Raw genomic sequence first — 19682 nt, forward strand, 5'->3', positions numbered from 1 at the left:
GACAGGGAGGAGGATGTGACCTGAGTCACGCATGAGCCAGGCGCGCCCCAGGGTTCTCCGGCGATTGCCGACCGGACCGTGAGCCGGGCACGAACCGCACCCTCTCCCGCACGGCCCGCCGCGCCTCCACGCACCCCTCACCCGAGAAGCCACGCTCCGCCTCCCGGGACGCCACCCCTTCCCCGCAGGCCCGGCACACCCCGCTCTCCTGCCCCCAGGGCAGCGGATCCCGGCACTCAGGACACTCGAAGACCTGCCGCCACGTACGCCTGCGCTCAGGCCGCTTACGGGTGAGCCGATCGGCGACGAGGTGGGTGGCCGAGTACACCTTGGGGGGCAGCCCGGCGGTGACGGCATCGACGACTTCGACGGCGGAGGCCCCCCGCTCCAGCCAGACGGCAACTTCGGGCACGAGCTCCCGCACACCACGCGCGGACAGCCGCAGCCGCGGATCGACGGAGCCGATCCGATGCAGGATGCGCTCGCATTCGGCGCCGAGGGGCCCGGCGCCGCTGCGGGCGATCCCGGCGGGCGAGTCGTTTCCGACGGGCGCTGCGGGTGCTGCGGGCACTGTGGGCGCTGCGGGAGCTGTGGGCTCGGTGGGCTTTGCGGGCTCGGCGTTTCCGACGGGCGCAGCGGACTCCGCGGGCTCGGCGGGAGGGAAGGGAGGGTTCTTCCCCCCGTCCTTCAAGGGTTTGTCCTTCGACAGGCTGATCTTCCCGCGTGAAAAGAACGTGCCCGCAGCCCCGGTTCCCACCCGCCCGGGAACCGGCCCGCTGACAGCGGGAGTTGGGGGAGCCGAGACGGTCGACGCCGCCTGCGGATCTTCGTACACCTCAACACTCGACACGATCCGCCGGGTACGGGCCTCCCGCTCGGTCCGGGTCACCCAGTACCCCAACTCCCGCAGCTCCTTGACGGCTTTGGACACGGCGAGGCGCCCCTGCGGAAACCCGTCGCTGAGGGTGCGGACGTTGACCTGCGTGCCGCTGGGCAACGACAGGACGTAGGCGAGGATGCCGCGCGCAGTATGGGACAAGCGCGGGTCGCGGATGGCCTTGTTGGCGATGATGGTGAAGTCGCGCTCATGGCGACGGATACGATGAATCTGCATGGGGAGTTGGTGCTCCTGATGCCAGACCCCCGGAGGTTGCTGCCTCGCGGGGGTCACCTGTGCCTGAAGTTGTGTACGGGCTGTTGATGGCGTCACGACGGAGAGTGACACACGTGGGCCGGTCCGGGCAATCCGTGGCCCAAGCTCTCAAGGGGCCCGCTGCGACCAGAGTTGAGACCGAGACACTCGAACAACGCGCACGCGCCCCACCACAGGGAGCGGCGCCGCACTCCGAAGGACAGTTGGAGGGATCGGGACAGCAACGCCTTCCACCCCGAAGCCTCAGCCCAAGAAAGCCAGCCCCCACCGGCCGGTACGCAGACACCGAGACGGCGGCAGGGCACATCGGCCCACCACGGACACCAGCCGCGCTGTCCATAAAAGGCGCCCACCGGCCCGCACCTGAGTTGGTCCACGATCACCACCCCACCGACGCTTGCGCCGGGCCCTTCTGGTCGCGACGACGGCCGCTACTCGCCCGTGACCCCATCGATCAGCTCCCGGGCGACATCCAGCTGCCCGACGTGTCGCGCGTACTCCTGGAGCAGGTGAAAGAGAATCCGCACCAGGGCGGGAGCCTGATCGGACGTCTGAAATCGCCCGCCGAGACGTGCCCTGTCGCTCAGACCAGCCCGTGCAGCAAGGGAGTTGGAGCGACTCACCTCCGCGCGGTAGGCAGCCATGACCTCGGCCGTGGGCTTGTCGGCGGGAACGGACCACTCGGCCTCGTCACCGCCGGCCGGATAGGCAACAAGGTCCTCGGCGGCGAACCCCCAACGCATCCACCGGCGCTCGACCCACCCAAGATGCTGCACAAGACCGAGCGGCGACCAGCCCAACGGCCCGACGGGCGCGCGCAACTGCGCGTCGTCCAACCCGGAGACCTTCCGCATCAGCGCCTCGCGATACCAGTCCAGGTAGCCGCGGAGGAGTTCCCCGGGGTCGGAGACGCCGACGCCGGGGCCGTCGAGGGGAGCCGGAGCTTGTCCCGAGGGCCTCTGCATGCCTCGAAAGTAGCGCGGCTTCCAGTCCCGGGCGCGTGGCAAGCGAGAATCTGGACCAGGACCGAGCCCAACCTCCTCCGTCGACCAGAAACTCGTCTGGACCGAACGCATCCCGGCCCAGCCGCACAAGGAATCCCAGTGAAGAAGAAGTTGCTGTGTACCGGGGGCGTCCTGGCCGTACTGGTCGGCGGGCTGTCCGTCGGCTGCTCGTCCGATGCTCTCAAGCGGTGCGTGCCGGAGAAGTCGGCCCAGATCAGTTCGACCGACCTGGAGGGCAGCTACCGCGGCTCCGGTGACGCGGACGGCGCCCACATCCGGCTCAAGTCGTCGCCCGGCGAGTTCGGCGGCACGATGACCGTGCGTGACTGGCCGGGCAGCGATTTTCCCAGGTACGGCAAGGACAAGAAGTTCGACGGCTCGGGCACCTGGCAGGTCGACAGGACCGCCGATTCCGGGAAGTACCCGATGGTCCGTCTCTCGTTCGAGGACCCCGACGCGCTCACCACCGTCAGCACGGTCGACATGCTCTCGATCGGCGTCGACGCGAAACGCTCGGTTCTCTACGACGAGGCGGACCCGGATACCTGCCCGGCGTTCCGACTGCAGCGAAACTAGAGCCCAGGGCGGCACTTTCGGGCGGCCCGCCCTCGGAAGGGGCACCGGGGTACCCCATGAACACCACACCGGACAGGCATTTCATGACGCCGACGCCCACCGACCGATTCCGTGAGGGCCGCTGCGCCAATGGCTCATCGACATTCAAGGCGTCATCCGGCACTACGGGCGCGCGTAGCGAGGACGTGGCTCGGCAATGTCAGTGGGGTGCCCGCCGGTCGTCAGTCAGAGGCTGTGGGCGTACGAGCCCAGAGCGACTCCGGACAGGAACGACCGCCAAGCCTGCGAGTCGACAGCGATAGCAGGACCGGTCGTGTCCTTCGAGTCCCGGATGAGCACGGAGGCTTCGCCCAGGCTGCACTCCACACACTCTCCACCGGCGCCGTTGCTGTACGACGATGCACGCCATGGGGCGTACGAAGAGGCGGAGTCTGGGAGTCGTGTGGTGTTCATCGCGCATGCTCCTTCAGGACGGACTTGATCAACTCGGTGGAGCGCCGTGGGCTCAGCGCCGCTGCCCGCAGCCCGTCAAAGGCCCTCGTGTACTCGCGAACATGATGGTCGCCTTCCAAGTAGACCGCATCCGTGATGCCGTCCCGGTACACGATGTCCGGATCCTCCGGGTCCGGGAATCGGAGCATCGTGAATGAGCCGGTAGCCGGATACGTACCGGAATCGAAGTGCAGGACTTGGAGGGTGACGTTGGGCAACTGCGCCGATTCCACGACATGTTCGAGCTGCTCACGCATCACGGCACGATCACCGATGACATTGCGCAGAGCCGACTCGTTCACGATGAACCAGCTGTCCGGTGCTTGTTCCCCGCTCAGCATCACGGTCTGGCGTTCCATCCGCACGCGCACTGCGCGCTCGATGTCCACCGGTGCCATGTACGCCCCGGTGGTGTGCAGTTCGGACGCGTAGGCGGGAGTCTGCATCAAGCCGGGAATCAACTCGCACTGATACTGACGAAAGCTGGAAGCTTCTTGTTCCAGGCCGATGTAGATGTTGAACCACTCGGGGACACCGGCGCCGTGGGTCTGCCACCACCCTCGCGTCTTCGCCTGCCTGGCCAGGGACTTGAGGAAGTCGCGCAACTCCTCGCTCGTGTCGTAGAAACGGCAGAGGGCGTCGATGTCGGACGGCTGAACCCTTCCGTTCCCGGTCTCCATGCGGTTGACCTTGGAGCCGCTCCAGTCGAGGGCCTCACCGACCTGTGCACAGGTCGAGCCGCTCTTCTCGCGCAGCTTCTTCAACTCGATGGAGAGGCGTCGGCGTCGCGCTGTCGGTGAACCGGCCATCCCAACCCTCTTCTCTGACCTTGCTGTTAGCGGAGCCCAGTGTCTGCGCCAAGGTGCATGCTTGCCAATCACTCGATAGTGGGATTCGCGTCGTGCAAATTGCACGAAGGGATACGAGGACGCCACTCTGTGAGACGCAGCAACTCGTTGTGACCGGCGAGAGGAGTTCTCAGTGATCCACGAATCCTGCATGGCGCGTAAGCCGTGGCATCTGGCGTTCACCGCTGAACCCGAGGAAGTGCCAGTACTCCGGCGCACCGTCCGCATGCATCTGGGGCTGTGGGGCCTGCATGAGGCAATCGAGGCCGCAGAGTTGTGTGTCAGCGAGCTCGTCTCGAACGTCATCACCCACGTGGGCCCAGGTACGCCGACTGATCTGCACGTCTCGATGAGTGGGACGTACGTGCGTCTCGAAGTGCACGACCCTGATTCGCGAGCCCTGCCCACACTCCTGGACGCTTCCACCGAGGCGGAGAACGGGAGGGGAATGGCGCTCGTCGATGCGATCACCGACCGCTGGGGCGTTCAGCTCCGAGACGACGGCAAGGTCACGTGGTGCGAGCTGGCAACCGGACTCGCGTCACCGAGCGGCCACGGCGGCGGTATCCGAGTGACCCGAGCGGAGGCCGTCCTGGGGCTCTACGGGCAGGCGGCCTTGCTCCCGGGAGGCATTCGGGGGCAAGGGACGTCCGTGTGCACGGCCGTCGCCAAGGCGGCGGCAATCGATGTGATCGCCGATCTCCTCCACTGGCTTCACCGACATGGCTACGACCCTGATGAGGCGTTGGACTGTGCGCAGACGAGTTTCGAAAGAGGCGCCGGGTGACGAGCGACGGGAGGGCGTCCGGTAGGGCTGCCCTCCCGCGGGCGATCTCGCGCCGAGGCTGTGTCCGCCCGGCCCGGACTCAATAGGTGTAGTGGGTCTTCAGATTCTCGTCGAGCCGGGCACGGTCGAGGTCGAGTGCTGCTGCCAGGACATGCATGCCGAGACGCGGTGGTACGGCATTGCCGATCTGCTGGGCGACTGCCGCACCCGCCCAGATCCAGTCCGGCGCGGCGGGGAACGTCTGGAGCTGGCCCGCCTCGGATTCGGTCAGGCGAGGCTGGTCCCGGCCATCCGGACCGACGATGCGGTTGCGAGAGATCTTCCCCGTCACTGTCGCGGCGGGTTCGTGCGAACCCCGCTGCCCACGGGCTTTCGGATCGCCTCCCGTGCCGTAGTTGGAGACTACGGTGAACGGAGTGCGGCGTCGGGTGAGTACGTCCTGCATCCTGACCCACGGCTCCAGACCGAGACCGTGCTCCTCACGCGACTTCCGCTTGTCGTAGCGATTGTGCGTCGGTTCCGGCATGTGCGGATCGCCGCGCAGCAAGCTGTCCTCTCCGATCCGGCGCGCGATGAGGATGGCGCGACGGCGAGTCTGCGGGACTCCGTACTCCTCGGTGTGGAGCACCCGAGGCGTGGCCACCAGATATCCCTCCGCGCGAAGAATCTCGGCGTACCTCTTCCACACTGGCAGGACGGCCGGTACCTGTTCGAGAACGATCGCCTGGAACGGCCGTCCCGCATCGATTGCATCGAGCGCCCACCGCAGGGGTTCCAGAACGAGTCCGGTGCGGTCGTCGTGCTTGCCCGTCTCCTCGTCCTTGAGAGCGGCAAGGTCCTTGCGCACCAGCGTCAGTGAGTCACGCGCACGCAGCCGGTCGGCGAAGCTGAGGACATGGTCGAGCGCGCGTCGCCCTGCTCCCTTGCCGGCGACCGTGAAGGTCTGACATGGCGGCCCACCCGCCAGGACGTTGAAGTCCTCGGGGAACTCGGTCGGACCGAAGTCCCGAACATCGCCGGACTCGGTCTGAAGATCGTTGGCCGTGCGGGTGGCGCAGGCGTCCTTGTCCCACTCGATGCCCACGGACGGCACACCCAACTGACGTGCGGCCTGATCGAGCCCGCCGGGTCCCGCGAAGAGATCGACGATCTTGAAGGGAGAGGCGGAGGGGGACGGTGCGTTCATGTGGGCGATCCTAGCCGGCAAGAGCAGCGACAATTGCCGTGCCCACAGCATGCGCCACGGGAGGTGGCAGGGCGTTGCCGATTTGACGATAGGCAGCCGTTTTCCCACCCGAGATCTGCCAGGACGCAGGGATCGCCTGCAGGATCGCGGTCTGGGCGACAGTGAGCTTGGGCGGCTGCGAGAGAGGGAAATCCATCCCGGGGACCTCGTCGTCGAGGCTGTTGCCGTTCACGCCCAGCTGTGCCCAAGCGCGCTTGGAGCCGGTCGGACCCAGATCCGCGCCTCCGCGACGGTCGGAACCTCCCACGAGGGCGGGCGCGGGGCGATTGGCGAGGTGCGCCCAACGCTCCGCTCCGGGCCAGCCCCCTTGGGCCATCGACGATCCCAGAACGTCGCCGACGGTCGGGACCCGCAACACAGTCCGTGAGGGCCATACGAACCTTTGGGCGGAGGGCTCCTGGAGCGCGACGAGGAAGCCGGACCTTCGGTGCTGTGGAACGCCGAAGTCAGCTGCGTCGAGCACCTTCCAGAAAACGCGGTACCCCGCCTCCCGCAGTTGCGCCTCCATCCATGCCCGCTCGGCCTCGTAGTCGCCCTTCTCGACCAGGTCCGGCAGGTTCTCGAGGAGAACCGCTTTGGGGCGGATCTGCGGTACGAGATCCACCGCATGCCTCAGTACGGCGCGCTCGAGCTCGTCGTCCGGGCGTTTCACGGCGGCGGCGGACTTGATGCGTGGCATGCCGCCACTGAACAGATCCACCTCGTACACCTCGGGATGATCTGCCGGGTCGAAGTGCAGGAGGTCTCCGCACAGCACCTTCCACTGGGGCCGGTTGAGCTCGATCGTCCAGCAGGCGTGCGCCTTGGTGTCGAGAAGCAGCACAGGTTGGAATCCGGCCTTTTCCAGTCCCAGGGCCTGGGCGCCGGAGCCGGCGCAGATCTCGAACGAGGTGAATTCCGCCCCGGGACTCACCGACTCGGCCGCAGCGATGGGCGCCGCGACCGGTGTGTGAAGCGGTTTGATCTCCAATACGGGTTCCGGGTGTGGTCGGGCTTCGGGCGCGGGGTTCAACTCGGGCTTCGGAACCTGGGCGAAGACCGTCGCGAGATGCTCCTCGACGGCGGTCGCACCCTCGTCGGATTCGCCGTGCTTGGCCCGGAGCAGCTCAGCGACCGACTCGCGTGCGACTTCCTGCAGTTCGGTGTCGAGCGCCTTCTCCTCGATTCCGTCGAACAGCACGAACGGGGCCAATCGGAGGAGCCTTTTGAGGAAGTCCTGCAGGGTCTCGCGTTGATTGAGGCCGCGCAGGTCCAAGCCGTCCCAGACCCGCAGGATCGCCTTCACCAGATGGGGGCTGCCACCCAGCGCCGCTCGGCGGGCGTAGATCTGGTCGAACGCTGCCTCGCCGAGGATGCCAAGGGCTTCGTACGGTGTTGAATCCGCAGGGGAGAAGACCAGTTGGGCGCGCCACCACAGGCGCCCGAAAACGTGCCGGGTCAGGTCGGTGCCGAGGACACGGTCCCGGGGCGGCTTCGGGTAGCGCCAGTGGGCCACATCCGGGAGCAGCACCAGTGCGAGGAATGCCCACAGATCGCGCGATGCCGCCTCTGCCGGGACCAGGTTCATCCGGGAATGCAGAAGTTCGGCGAGTCGGAGATCGAACTCGGCGTTGCGGGCGCGGTCCGAGGTATCGGGGAATCCGGCCTGCTGTGCCAGATCAACGACCGACTCCCGCAGAGCACTCAGTTGCTCGGGGCGCACCCGGTCACCGCCGGTCGCCACATACACCGCAGAGGGGTGGATTACGTCGACGCGTTCTGCCAATTCCGCGATCGGCAGCTCTCGGTACTCGTCGAACAGCGGTTTGGCCTGGCCCGCGAGCAGGCGGGGGTAGAGCAGGCTCACTCTGGCTCCTCGAAGATCTTCACGGCTGCCTGGAGTTCGGAGGAGAACACGCTCGGAGAGTGGTCCCGGCGCAGTCGTACGTCGGTGATCGACTGCTCCGGGAACAGGCGGTGGAACAGCGACAGCAAGGTGGACCCCAGGGAGTCCTCGGCATAGTCGGTCTCGTCCACGAAGTCCTCTTGGGACAAGGCATGTTCAATCATGGTGCGCGCGACATCCGCGTAGACGGCGGACAACACGATGCGGTCCACGGGACGAGGACGCGCCGCGTTCTGGAACGCCTCGGCAGCAGCGGTGTTCCGTTCGTTGATCAGCAGGAGCAGCGAGCCCATGGCGGCACTGTCCAGTTCCCCGTCGATCTGGATGTGCCAGGCCGCCCCATTGGGGAACGAAGTGTGGGAGAAGTCGATCACGGCCATGGGGAATTGAGGCGCGTCGCCTTGCAGACGCAACTCCACGGCGTCTCCCCACAGCACTGACCCGGCGCGTCGGGGTGCGGCCGGTCGGGCGTCGTCCCGTCGTTCGGCCAGCACCAACGCGGTGTCCAGGACCAGTAGTCCACCGAGATCGGCGCCTCGAAGGTGCACGTCGAGGTCCACTGTGGCCGGTGCGGAACCGGTGAGTCGGGTGAGCCGCCCGGGGCCGCGAAGGTTCGACCCGGTGGCTGTCCACACCGCGGAGAGCATGAGCTCGGTGCTCTCGGGCAGCCCCGCCTGAGAGCGGGTACGCACCTGGTCGATCCGCACTCGTCGGCGAAGGTGGAGATCCATCTGGTAGTCCCAGTCGTCGATCGCCTCCGGGAGCGGCACCTCACCGTCAGGAGTGACCAGCGACCAGGGCCCCGCGTCGACGACATCGTCCGGAGGAACGCGATACGGGAGGGCGTGACGTGCCATCAGTCCGTCACCGCCTGCACTTTGATGGCGATCTCGGTCATGGTGTCGGGCGCGGGCAGCACCAGCGCGCGCCACACCGCTTCGCCACCGGTGATGTCGCAGTCGGGTGCGGTGTGAAGAGTTCCCTCGGAATCCTGCCAACCGAGCAGAGCGGGCATTCGGGCCCCTGCCGGGGGGTCGGTTTCTCGACCACCGGAGCCCGGCAGGGTAACGGCCAGGTCGATACGGACTCGCTGCGCGATGTCGACCGGGAGACGGAACTCCTGTACCAGTACGGCCTGTTCACCCAGATCGTCGTAGTAGGGCTCGCCCAGGTACTGCACGCGAGGTCTGACGCGTCGCAGGCCAGGCGCTCCCGGAGCGGCCTGCAGCGGCTCTTCGCCTCGGACGGATTCCGGCGCTCCGTCCCCCCGAGCCGGGGAGGACGCGGCCTTGCGGTGACCTTGTGCTCGGACGACCACCTCGGGCCCCTCCTCCTCGTCCCCTCCGCGATTGCGACCGGGCAGCCCGGCTCCGGGCCTGCCGTACGCGGTCGCGCCGCCGATCCCCCAGGCCCCACCGACCAGTCCGGAGAAACGTGTGCTTGCCGCGCCCAGAGGAACCTGGGCGGCTCCGGCCCGGGCCACCCCGCCCAGGGCGAGCAACTTGCTGATCTCTTCCTGAATGCGGCGGAACGTCGTCCGGACGTAGGTGCTGTCCGGCACGTCGAGGGAGTGCCAATGCCAGGCGTCGTGGGTGGGAGGTTCGGCCTTGGCGTAGACCTCGTCCATGTCCGGGTCGCCACGGAACACTCCGGCATACCCCTGGTTCTCGCTCGGCGGCTTCGGCCCTGGGTGGTAGGTCACCACGAGCTCGGCCGGCCGCATCAGGCAGACATGGTGCACAAGGTCCTCTATCCCGACCATGCGTGACGCGGGGCTCGGCTGCAGAGGCGGCATGATGCGTTTGACGACCCCGAACCGGCCGAGCGATCTTCGTGGTTTGCCGCACCACAGATCCTGGCCCCGCTCGGTGGACAACTGCTCGTGGGCAGCGACGAACAGATTCAGAGGGCGGTGCGTGCGTGGGTCGGGGACGGGAATGTCCCGGCCGTCGCATCTCACCGTGAAGCGCATGGCCGGCGCTCCGCCGTCCCTCTCGATCATCTTGGGCCACAAATGCCAACTGATCGTCTCGGCAAGGTAGTCGGCCACTTCTGCGGCTTCGAGTCGGTGTTCGTCGCGCTCCAGCTTGGGGTCGATCACCACTACGGAGGTGCCGGTCTCTGTCGGCCCGAACGAGCGAAGCCCCAGACGGTGTGCCGCCGCCTCGGCCTCCGCGCCGATCAAGGGCTCGATCACATCACTCGAGGTGTCGCCCCACCAGTGCCGACCGGTGTAGCGCCGAGAGGCGACGGCGTCGTCCGCGTAATAGCTCTGCCACAGAGCGCACCCGATGAGACGGGACTCCAACTCGCCGTCCGGGTTGCGGCACCGCGTGTGAACCAGGACGGTTCCGCAGTTCGAGAGCAGATAGAAGATGCCTTTGCCGAAGCCGTAGGTGCCGCCCCCGAACGGAGTGTCCCGCGGTTCTCCGATGTTGCGGACGAATGAGACGAAGTCGCGGGACATCTCGTCGGCCGTGCGGTCGGCGCGGGTGGGGCCGCCGAGTCCGGTCGTACCGCGGTCGGAGACGGTGAGCAGTCGTATGGAGCCACGTGCCAACGAACCGCGCAGGGGGAGTTGTTCTCCCAACGGCGCGTTACTGAGCAGCAATTCACGCCAGGCCGGGCCGTGCGCGGGACCCACGGTCGACAGGTCGATCTCATAGCCGACGGGCTCGGACGATCCGGGCGGGCGGGCGTCCCAACTGTTCTGGGCGGACTCGCGCACCAGAATCGTGAGCAGATCGAGCTCGGGGCGCCCGAGCTGGTTGCGGATACCTTCCGCCGCGCTCGCCCCCTCGGGGGGATAGGGCTGGGAGAACCAGTTCGGTCCCTTCACGCGGACTCCTGGATCAGGTTGTCGACCGTTCGGGAGATTTCGTCGGGTATCAGGGGCGCCGGGGTTTCGCCCGACAGGTCGATGGTGTACTCGACGTCCAGGGCGGACACGGGCACGCCGGCCGAGACCAGGCCGCGGTACGTCAGTTTGGGGAAGTCGGCATCGACCTTGTACCAGCGCTCTTCGTCGATCAGGAATCGCACGTCACGGTAGCGATCGGCATCTGCGGGGCTGTATCCGACGGCTGCCAACAGATCGAGGAACGCGCTTTCGTCGTCGCACAACCGCAGCGCTCGGGTGATCACATCCAGGAACGAGAGTCCGGTGCCCGGGGCGTGTGTGCGCTGCAGTCGGAACCAGGCCAGGAAGAGACTCCCGCCCTCAGGCGCGTCGAGTTGATCGAGGCCGTGTATGCGAGGTCTGCGCCCGTCGCCGGCCGCACTCGACTTGACCTCGACGGCGAGGGAGCCGGAGGAGAAGTCGTGCCGGTGCCGCTCCGGACCGTGCCAGAACCGGTGGGCGCTCGGATCTTTCTCAAGAAGGCGATTGAGAACCGTCAACTCGCCGAAAAGGCCCGCTAGTTGCTCGGGTCCGAGCGGCTCTCCCTCGGTCCGGAGGAGGGCTTTCCAGCGGTCGAGCGCTCGGTAGAGAGCCTTGCTGGGATTGTCGGGGATCTCCCTTGCCGCGCCCAACACGTCCACGCAGAGCTCCGTGAACAGATCGTTGAGGTCGTCGCGCAGGCAGGCGAGATCGGCATACGTCTGGTAGCTGTCCGCGTCTTCCAGGGGGCGCTTTCGCAGCTGGAGCGCCGGCCCGTTCAGGCCGGGACGGATCTTGCGGTTGGCATGGATCGGCACCAGAACGTGGCGGTGCCCCTGGTAGTCGACGGCCACTGCCAATGGCCCTTGGTCCGCGACCACGGGAAGCTGGGAAACCCTGAGGCCTCGTTCGTCGGAGGCGTGCTCGGCCTCGAGAGCAGTCCAGCGACCCTCGACCAGTTCGCGAAGGGAGTTCTCACTCATGCGTCGTCGCTCTCGAGGGCGCTGAAGTCCTCTTCCTCGATCTGTACGTTGGAGAGGTCCGCGGAGACGTACTTCTTGACCTCGCTGTCCTTGTCCCAGGGCTCAGGGAAGACCAGTCCGACACCGATCACATGCTCCTCGGCGTCAAGCGGGGCACGCAGCTTCTTCGCGGGGCTCGGATTCGACACCTTGTCGATCGGATACAGAACCAAGAGGCCGGTGTCGGGGAACTGGCGCCGGCGCTCCTCCTTGATGGCCTTCTCCGACAGGCCTGCCGTGTCACCGGCGAGGTCGACCGCTGCGTCCCGACGGCTCATCAGCGTCTTGATGTCCGCGAAGTCCGAGGTCGGATCGGGCAGTTGGAGTCGTGCGCGAGTACCTCGGCCGACGCTGACGCCGGGGGCGAAAGCGAACTCTTCTCCGTTGGGGGTACCGACGATCGCGATGTTCCACTTGGCCAATGACTGAGCGGTGGCGACGCGCTTCCGGATGTAGTCGGTGATGAGGTCCGCGTCGTTCTCCGGGGACTTCTCGTGGAACTTGTAGGCGGACAGGAAGCCCAGGACGGTCTCGTGCGACACGTCACGAAAGACGTAACGCCCTTCGGTGGAACGGTCGTCAACCTTGCGTGCGCCACTACGTGCGGAGGCGATCAGATTGCGCGCGGCCGCAATGTTGTCGCGCAGCCATTCGGCGTTGGTGTGGAAGTAGTGGGTCTGAACCCGCTTTCCGCCGTAGGAGGAAGCTGCTGTGACGGCGTCGCGCATCTTGGCAGCTGCGGTGACCCGCAGAGCGGGGTGGGTGCGCAGCCGCACTGCGAAGGTGAGCGGCGTCTCGTCCTCGGTCATGTAGGTATCGATATCGCGGCGCATCTCGGCCTCGACTGTGGCGAGATGCCGGAACCACTCGGCCAACTCGTCGGTCATCCAGATCCTGGGCAGGTCGGCGTATCCGTTGCGGAATCCGAACCAACGCCCCATCTGCAGAAGCGTGTCGTACGCCGAGACCGCGCGTACGAAGTAGCTGACGGAGAGGCCTTCCAAGGTCAGTCCGCGGGAGAGTGTGTTGCCGCCCACAGCGATCGCGACGACTGGGCCGTTCTCGTAGTCGAGTCGATCCTCGCTGCTGGAGTTGTCCATGATGATCCGGCAGCTGTCGAGTACTCCGGGCAACTCGGGCACCAGTTGCTCGAAAGGCACTGTTCGCTCGCCGAACTCGTCCGCAGGGACGCGTTTGGACTCCTCCTCCCAAAGCGTGCGCAGATAGTCGAGATGCTCCGTGTCGTCCAGAGAACTCGCGGATCGGTGGCGGAGATGTTCGAGGGGCCTCTCGAAACTGTTGTGCACGGCTGTGTTGACGCTCGTGTGAATCAGCATGGTGCTGTGCGGGTTGCCGGTACCACGTACGCGCCGGGCAGCCGTGGCCAGCCAGAAGTACTCGATGGCCTTGCGCAGTGTGTCGGTGATGACAGGTTCGAAGCCTTCGACGTCGGCCCGAGTCGCCGGACGGACACACGGCACGTCGTCGTCCGGGATCGAGCGGATCATGTCGTGTCCGTCGTCGACCTGTTCGGAGTCCTCGCCGTCGAGCGTGTAACGGCCGAAGAGAACCTCCGTGCCGAAGTGGCCCTGCGGCTGAGGGAGGTTGACGATGAAGTCCTTCGGATAAAGGTCCTCGGCACTCGGGTCGATGAGCAGGTTCGCGAAGGGGGAGGCGGTGTACCCGACGTAGGCGGACCTCGGAAGGCAACCCATGATGTCCAGGATCAGAGGGTTGATCGACTTGGTGGCCACCGTAGCCTGGTCGGCCTCGTCATCGATGATCAGCGCCGGGCAGTCCTGCAGGTAGTCGGATGCCTTGCTGAGCCACTTGACGAGTTTGCGCAGCACCGGGGCGTTCTTCTTCACCACACAGAGCACGTGCGTCTTGTTGCTCTTCCCGAAGTACGAAGCCGGGTTCTCCTGCGGAGTGAAATCCTTGTCCAAGCCGGTCAGCTGGGACCACATGGCCGGGTTGGGCTCCACGAGCTGCTGGACCAGACGGGCTTGTGTCTGACGCCGCAGACCGTTGTGGATGCCGGCAAGGACGATGAAGAGTTTGTAGCCGCGGTCGGCGCTCTTGGCCATGACCGAGGTGAAGTTGGTGGTCTTGCCCGACTGGACGTAGCCGACGACCAGCCCCCGAGTGGAGAAGGCCCTTTCCTTCGGGTGGTTCAACAGGGAGACGACTCGGGTCGAAGAGTCGTCGAGACTCTCGATCGCAGGCTTGTCGGGCCAGCCGTCCTTGCGCAACAGATCCACGATTGCCGGCCAGCACTTGTCCTTGGGCTGCGGGCCTGTGTACCAGGTCTCGCGGTTGCCCTGAACGACGGCGTGCGGTTCGACGAGTTCCTTGATGCGGATCGTGTCGCTCTCATGTCGCTCTCGCAGCTGCTGGATGTTGTCGGCGCCGACGCCCATCAATTCCAGCCGCTTGATCGCCTCCGGAGGGGGGAACGCCTCCAAGAGGGCTTTGAACGTTTCGTACATGCCGTCGAGTTCGTCGCTCATGGAAATGGACCGTTCCCCTTGTTCTCTTCGCTGACGGTATTCGGACCGCGATGTCTAGCTGCGGGAGGACTTCTTGGACGCCACTGTCTGCGCGACCCGGTCGGCGACTTCCTCTACTGTTTCGTGTTCCCAGAACCTCAGTACCGTCCAGCCCTCGGCGGTCAGATGGTTGGTTGTCTCGCGGTCGCGGGCACTGTTCCGGTCCAGCTTGGAACGCCACCACTCCGCATTCGATCGGGGCGCTGTGGCGTGCTGAGGGCAGCCATGCCAGAAGCAGCCGTCGAGGAACACCGCGATTCTGAGCTTGCCGAAGGCGATGTCCATCGTTCGCCGAGGCATACCGGAAACCGGAACATGCACTCGGTAGCGCAGCCCCCTGCGGTGCAGCAGCCGACGAACGGCCAACTCTTGAGCGGTGTCGCGGGAGGACTGACGGCTCATGCGTGAGGCGACGGCCGGAGACGAGGCGGTCGGGGACATGCCACCAGTATGGGCGTGCAATTGAGGATGCTGCACGGGAGCGCGATGAGCGCGAAGCGGGAGGCGTGGTAGCTCGCACAGTGGCCCAGACCACCGGCGAGCAGCAGATATTTCGTGCATAGACGCCTATCTCGCACATGCATCAGGGCCTGATCGATGGAGAGGCCTGACATTCCGACTCATCAAGTGTGACGATACTGTGAAGGTCACGCCAGGGGGGCGCGGACCTGAGATTTCGGGTCGAAAGTCCTGGCCCTCGGCACATCAATCCGGCCGATGCTCCGCCCCTCCGAAGTCCGGGCTGGAGAAGTCCGGGCTCGACAGACCGGGACGAGGTGCCGTGGGAGTGTTCTCGCCGGCCGGACTGAGCCCCGGCCTGCTGTAGCCGAGCCGAGGCATGCGGCCCATGGCGCCTTCCGAGCTTGACGGCCGCGACCTGTCGTAGTCGTAGGAGGGATCCGCAAGCGCGTCCCTCAAGAACGGCAGAATGCCGTGCTCCCGCAGCGCCGTCTCCCACGCTTCTCTGGCCCGGTCCAGCTCCTCTTGGTCCTCGCCGGGTGTGCTCACCCGCAATGAGGTCGAGCCATTACGCAGAGCCATCACCACCAGTGCGGCCGCCACGACGAGAACACCCGCCCCGGTCAGAGCCGCGAATACCCAGCCAGCCGTCACCAGGTATTCAGCCAGGGCAGGCGTGGGCTCGACGATCGTCAGGAGGAGACCGATGAGAAAGCAGACCACGGCCGCGCATCCGGCGAGGACCGGGGCGAGTACGGCAATGACAGTGAGCCCGCCGGCCCCGCTCGCGCTCTCCTCGGAGGCTGCCTCGCGCCTGCGTCGCGGGGGGCGGACGGCCGACGGTCGCGTGGGGGTGCGGTGTGTCCGCACTTCTGGGACCGTCGGCGCCTCGGGGCGAACCCGCAGGCCGATCACTGCTGCCAGCAAACGACGGCCGTACGGCATCCTGGCCCACCGCTGCGGAGCCACTGCGCCGACGGTCCGTTGGGCCGCGGACTGTCCGGCGCCGAGCACGGCGCGGGCGAGACGGCGCCCCGGGCGGTCGGTCGGTACGGAAGCCGCGTGCGGTGAGGCGTACGTCGGGCGGCCGGATGACTCGGGTCGGATCCCCCCGTCACGGTGCTCTTCACGCACCCGCACATAGGCGTAGTACTCAGACGCTGCGGCTGCCGTGATGAGGCCGGCTGCGTTCAGCGCCATGGTGCGCAGCTGCTCCGCGTCGATCCGTTGGCCCAGGGTGGCCAGTTCAGGGCGCTCAGGTGCGGTGCGCAGCGTCTCGTCGAGGACCTTCTCGTACATCTGGCGATCTTCGGCCAGTAGATGCGGAGCGCTGTTCACAGCCCCTCCTCCCCGGTCGTCGGACCCTGACGCCATCGTGGCCTGCCCGGGTCGTCGAGACCAGAGGTCGTTCCGTCGACGGCCGGGGGCTCTGGGTGGGAAGCGTCGCCCCGGAGCTGCGGCTGATGCGCGGGAGGCTGTCGGGGCGTCGGCTCGTGTGAGCAGGCATCGGCGCCCGCGGCGGCAGACCTCGGCGAAGGCAGGAGTCGGGGGGTGGGCCGGGCGGGGTCGGCCGTGGGCGCGGCGGGTTCGGCGGCCGGCAGGGTGCGAGGCGGCGACTCGCTCGGCGCGATGGCAGGTGGAGCGCCCGCAGACGGGGTGCTCGCTGTCTCTGCCTCGACGCTGCTCGACATGGTGTCCGGGGCACCGGCGGACGGGGTCGTCCCGGTCTCCGGCGCTTCGGCGCCGACCTGTTGCCAGTTGCCGGTCACCGCCTCGTTCACCGTTTGGATGCGGCTGAGCTGAGTGAGCAGCATGGGGGCCGACATGCCGACCACGACGGCTGCGTACTCTCCGTTGATCTGCCCCGTCCGACCCAACAGTGCGGCGGTTCCCGCGCCAAGGAGGCAGTGCACGAAGGCCGCCGCGACGTCGACGGAGGGGTCGAAGTAGGCGGGGAAGCGCGGGCGGTTCTCCGGTGTCGCCTGTGCCGCTCCTGCCGCGACCAACTGGCGATGGGCGAGGCGATCAACCCGCCAGGACGTGAACCGGGCATAGAAATCCACGGCACCCCGCAGCAGGCCGCCGGCTCCTCCCAGCAGGGCTAACGTCGTGACGTCCACGGTCTCCCCGGGCTGGTGGCGCCGACGTCGGGCGGCGAGCTTACGAGCATTGACCGAGCGTATGGCCGGGCGCGAGTCGAATGGAAGGCCAACTGTCCTCGGAACATGCGAACTTGGAAGGAACGGGCTGGCGGTCGATGAAATCCGCATCGCGCCTGCCTTCCGCGTTCCGTGCACCGCTTGCTCGAACGTCGCGGCCACCATGCACCCCAACGCCTCCGCGATCCGCGCAAGCAGCGGCAGCGTAGGAACGTCCCGCCCATTCTCGATGCGGGAGATCGCGGTCTGTTCCGTTCCGACCATGCCGGCCAACTGGGCCTGTGACAGGCTGCGTTCGCGGCGTCAGCGGCATACGAACCGGGCGCGAGCTGAGGCTCCCGCTGAGTGCGCAGGCGGTGCGCGACCTGCTGATGGCGTGCCTTGGGGCTCATCATCATGAGGATCTGGCCCTGACTGATCTCGGGCCAGCGCACAGCTTCCGACTCGTTGCCGAAGCCCTCGCGAAGGGCGTCTCGGAACGCCTCCCTCAGACCGCTCCGCCATGGCACTCCCCGTACGAACTCCCCGACCCGCACCAACACCCCGCAGACGCCTCCGGCGGCCAAGCCGCCGCCCGGCCCCGCGCGGCCAGCGTCGTGGCGTACTGGGGGAGCAGGGAGACGTCCTCCGGTGAGGATGCCTCGGAGGCCGCGAAGGCCTCGTAGGACGGGACCGTGCCGGTCACGATGCCCAGGTTGCCCGTGCCGGAGGCGGAGAGTTCCCTCAGCGCCTCCTCTATCGACGCCAAGTGCGCCTCGTAGGACGGGTATTCGGAGGACAGGGACGGGTACGCCGCCAGGAGTTCCGTGTACTCCGGCGACGGCCAGTGCAGGACCGCCACCGGGAACGGGCGGGACAGGGCCTCCCGGTACGTGCCCAGCTCCGCGCGGAGGCGGTCGATCTCGGCCCTGAGCTCCGCCGGGTTGTCCGAGCCGAGCGCCCACAGGCGCTTGGGGTCGTGGAGTTCGTCCAGGGAGACCGGGGCGCGGTTGACGCGGTCCGCGAGGGCGTCCCAGTCGTCGTGGTCCGCGCCGAGGAGACGGCGGACGCGGTGGCGGCCCAGGAGGAGGGGGTGCTGCGCGAACGGGGGCGGGTCGCCGGCCGCGGTACCGGCCGACTGCGGTGCCAGGAGTTCCAGCGCCTCCGTGAACGTCTCGTGCGCCTGCTCCAGCTCGTCGTGCGATTCGAGGGACTCGGCCACGATCACCCAGGGCGCCGGGTCCCGCGGGGCGCTCGTGCGCAGGCCCGTGATGATCGCCTGGGCCTCGGCCTCGTGACCGTACTCCCAGAGGTTCGCCGCCTTGAGGGCGCGGATCAGGGCCGGGTCATGGGCGTCCGGGGCGGCCAGCAGGGCGTCGTAGTGGGCCGTGGCGCGGTCGCGGGCGTCGGCCAGTTCGTAGTGGGCCGCGGCCTGGAGGAGCAGCGCTTCCGCGTCCTCGGGGTACATGGCCGCCGTGCGTTCCAGGCGCTCGGCTTCCGCTACGTGGTCGGCGTGCTCGTTCTCGGCGGGCGTGGCAGGCGTGTCGGGGCGCATGGAGGACACGGTACTGCCGCGCGGCCCTGGTGGGACCGCCCCTATCGGGCACGGGCCGGTGAGTGATCAGTAGCGCCAGCTCACGTAGTCCCTCAGGTCGTTCAGGAGGTACGCCAGGCGCCAGATCACGACGGCCAGCGCGCCGGCCCACAGGGTGATCCCCACGCTCACGCCCGCGATGGCCTGCCGGTAGCGCGCGTCCGAGTCGAGTGCGGCCAGTTCCGGGTGGGCCGGGTCGAAGCGGATGCGGACCCTCGCGCCCTCCGGCAGGGCGCGGGCGGGGGCGGCGTCGTCGGGCAGGGCGCGTTCGTGCTCCGTGCCGTCGGCGGCCGTCCAGGAGACCACCGGGTGGAGCGTCGCGTACGTCGCCTCGCGCGAGGCCACGTGGCCGGTGACCGTCGCCTCCAGCACGGTGCCCGTGGTGCGCCGCAGGATCTCCGTGAGCAGCTGGACGGCGCACGACACCGTCAGTGCCAGCCCGGCGACGAACGGGATCAGGGCCAGTAGCCAAAGGGCGCTCATGGAGCGAGACAGTAGTCGGCTCCCTGCGCGCCAATCGACGTCCAGGCATGGAAAGTTGAGGCCGCTCGATCTATCTTGCGCCCGTGCTGCAGCGTAAGGACGACGCCAGGAACGGCAGGAACGGCAGGAACGGCGACGACGGCGTGGGGCGGCCCAATGTCGTGGCACAAGGGCGCCCGGCTCCACGTGTTTCCCGCATCTCCCGTATCCCACGTATCTCCCGTATCCCGCACCTCGCGCGCAGCTCGTGGATCTCACGCGACGTACGTATGTCGCGCACCGCACGTACCTCACGCCCCGCGCCGCCCCCGCGGTCCGCCCTCGGCCGCGTCCTGTGGACCGGCGCCGAGGTCACCGTCACCGTCGGGCTCGTCCTGCTCCTGCTCGTCGTGCATCAGCTGTGGTGGACCAACCGGCAGGCCAAGGCCGACGCCGGGCACAAGGTGCAGGCCCTGGAGCGGGAGTGGCAGCGGGCGCCGGCCGACGGGGCCCCGGACGCCGACGACCTCGACGACCCCGCCGTCACCCCGTCCGACGCAGGCACGCCCGCCGCCGGGGCCGGCGCAGG

Annotated in this window: 17 protein-coding genes and 2 pseudogenes; 3 read left to right on the forward strand and 16 right to left on the reverse strand. The window is 67.5% G+C overall.

What is annotated here, in order from left to right:
• Nucleotides 1-25: 25 nt before the first annotated feature.
• Nucleotides 26-1114, reverse strand: a complete 1089-nt coding sequence (locus tag G3I40_RS03835; protein ID WP_164300721.1) for a hypothetical protein — start codon at nucleotides 1112-1114, stop codon at nucleotides 26-28.
• Nucleotides 1115-1584: 470 nt separating this feature from the next.
• Nucleotides 1585-2118, reverse strand: coding sequence for a DinB family protein (locus tag G3I40_RS03840; RefSeq protein ID WP_164300722.1), 534 nt, complete (start codon nucleotides 2116-2118; stop codon nucleotides 1585-1587).
• A 138-nt stretch (nucleotides 2119-2256) separates the two neighbouring features.
• Here G3I40_RS03840 and G3I40_RS03845 point away from each other — a divergent pair, with 138 nt between their 5' ends.
• Entirely contained in the window at nucleotides 2257-2733 is a 477-nt protein-coding gene (locus G3I40_RS03845) for a hypothetical protein (RefSeq protein ID WP_164300723.1), read from the forward strand.
• Between the two features lie 225 nt (nucleotides 2734-2958).
• On the opposite strand, the gene G3I40_RS03850 is transcribed toward G3I40_RS03845, so the two are convergent.
• Both G3I40_RS03850 and G3I40_RS03855 read right to left on the reverse strand, forming a co-directional pair.
• Complete coding sequence (locus G3I40_RS03850) at nucleotides 2959-3186, reverse strand: DUF397 domain-containing protein (protein WP_164300724.1); 228 nt, start codon at nucleotides 3184-3186, stop codon at nucleotides 2959-2961.
• On the reverse strand, nucleotides 3183-4034 hold the full coding sequence (locus tag G3I40_RS03855; protein WP_164300725.1) for a helix-turn-helix transcriptional regulator: 852 nt from the start codon (nucleotides 4032-4034) through the stop codon (nucleotides 3183-3185). The genes G3I40_RS03850 and G3I40_RS03855 overlap by 4 nt, the downstream gene beginning before the upstream one ends.
• Nucleotides 4035-4206: 172 nt before the next feature.
• Here G3I40_RS03855 and G3I40_RS03860 point away from each other — a divergent pair, with 172 nt between their 5' ends.
• Entirely contained in the window at nucleotides 4207-4860 is a 654-nt protein-coding gene (locus tag G3I40_RS03860) for an ATP-binding protein (RefSeq protein WP_343244816.1), read from the forward strand.
• 79 nt (nucleotides 4861-4939) lie between these two features.
• On the opposite strand, the gene G3I40_RS03865 is transcribed toward G3I40_RS03860, so the two are convergent.
• The 12 genes and pseudogenes from G3I40_RS03865 to G3I40_RS03920 form a co-directional block, all read right to left on the reverse strand.
• Complete coding sequence (locus G3I40_RS03865) at nucleotides 4940-6046, reverse strand: DNA cytosine methyltransferase (RefSeq protein ID WP_164300726.1); 1107 nt, start codon at nucleotides 6044-6046, stop codon at nucleotides 4940-4942.
• 10 nt (nucleotides 6047-6056) lie between these two features.
• Nucleotides 6057-7952 (reverse strand): DUF6339 family protein, encoded by a 1896-nt coding sequence (locus G3I40_RS48095; RefSeq protein ID WP_343244817.1) that lies wholly within the window; start codon nucleotides 7950-7952, stop codon nucleotides 6057-6059.
• On the reverse strand, nucleotides 7949-8848 hold the full coding sequence (locus G3I40_RS46375; protein ID WP_203643380.1) for a hypothetical protein: 900 nt from the start codon (nucleotides 8846-8848) through the stop codon (nucleotides 7949-7951). The genes G3I40_RS48095 and G3I40_RS46375 overlap by 4 nt, the downstream gene beginning before the upstream one ends.
• Nucleotides 8848-10830 (reverse strand): hypothetical protein, encoded by a 1983-nt coding sequence (locus tag G3I40_RS03880; protein ID WP_164300727.1) that lies wholly within the window; start codon nucleotides 10828-10830, stop codon nucleotides 8848-8850. The genes G3I40_RS46375 and G3I40_RS03880 overlap by 1 nt, the downstream gene beginning before the upstream one ends.
• Nucleotides 10827-11852, reverse strand: a complete 1026-nt coding sequence (locus G3I40_RS03885; RefSeq protein WP_164300728.1) for a PD-(D/E)XK motif protein — start codon at nucleotides 11850-11852, stop codon at nucleotides 10827-10829. Before G3I40_RS03885 ends, G3I40_RS03880 begins: the two co-directional genes overlap by 4 nt.
• Nucleotides 11849-14401 (reverse strand): Z1 domain-containing protein, encoded by a 2553-nt coding sequence (locus G3I40_RS03890; RefSeq protein ID WP_164300729.1) that lies wholly within the window; start codon nucleotides 14399-14401, stop codon nucleotides 11849-11851. Before G3I40_RS03890 ends, G3I40_RS03885 begins: the two co-directional genes overlap by 4 nt.
• A gap of 54 nt (nucleotides 14402-14455) precedes the next feature.
• Nucleotides 14456-14881, reverse strand: coding sequence for a very short patch repair endonuclease (locus G3I40_RS03895; RefSeq protein ID WP_239091514.1), 426 nt, complete (start codon nucleotides 14879-14881; stop codon nucleotides 14456-14458).
• Between the two features lie 264 nt (nucleotides 14882-15145).
• Complete coding sequence (locus G3I40_RS46380; RefSeq protein WP_203643383.1) at nucleotides 15146-16237, reverse strand: hypothetical protein; 1092 nt, start codon at nucleotides 16235-16237, stop codon at nucleotides 15146-15148.
• Nucleotides 16234-17019 carry a hypothetical protein gene (locus tag G3I40_RS03905; protein ID WP_164300690.1) on the reverse strand — a complete coding sequence of 262 codons (786 nt, stop codon included), beginning with the start codon at nucleotides 17017-17019 and terminating at the stop codon, nucleotides 16234-16236. The genes G3I40_RS46380 and G3I40_RS03905 overlap by 4 nt, the downstream gene beginning before the upstream one ends.
• 216 nt (nucleotides 17020-17235) lie before the next feature.
• Nucleotides 17236-17349: pseudogene (locus G3I40_RS48100) on the reverse strand (helix-turn-helix transcriptional regulator); the annotation flags it as partial.
• Between the two features lie 196 nt (nucleotides 17350-17545).
• Nucleotides 17546-18592, reverse strand: coding sequence for an SEC-C domain-containing protein (locus G3I40_RS03915; protein WP_164300730.1), 1047 nt, complete (start codon nucleotides 18590-18592; stop codon nucleotides 17546-17548).
• A gap of 66 nt (nucleotides 18593-18658) precedes the next feature.
• Nucleotides 18659-19114, reverse strand: a complete 456-nt coding sequence (locus G3I40_RS03920) for a DUF3592 domain-containing protein (protein WP_164300731.1) — start codon at nucleotides 19112-19114, stop codon at nucleotides 18659-18661.
• A gap of 83 nt (nucleotides 19115-19197) precedes the next feature.
• Between G3I40_RS03920 and G3I40_RS46900 the strand changes: the two are divergent.
• A pseudogene (locus G3I40_RS46900) lies at nucleotides 19198-19682 on the forward strand (hypothetical protein); the annotation flags it as partial.

It is taken from the genome of Streptomyces sp. SID14478 (assembly GCF_010548525.1).
Classification (GTDB): domain Bacteria; phylum Actinomycetota; class Actinomycetes; order Streptomycetales; family Streptomycetaceae; genus Streptomyces.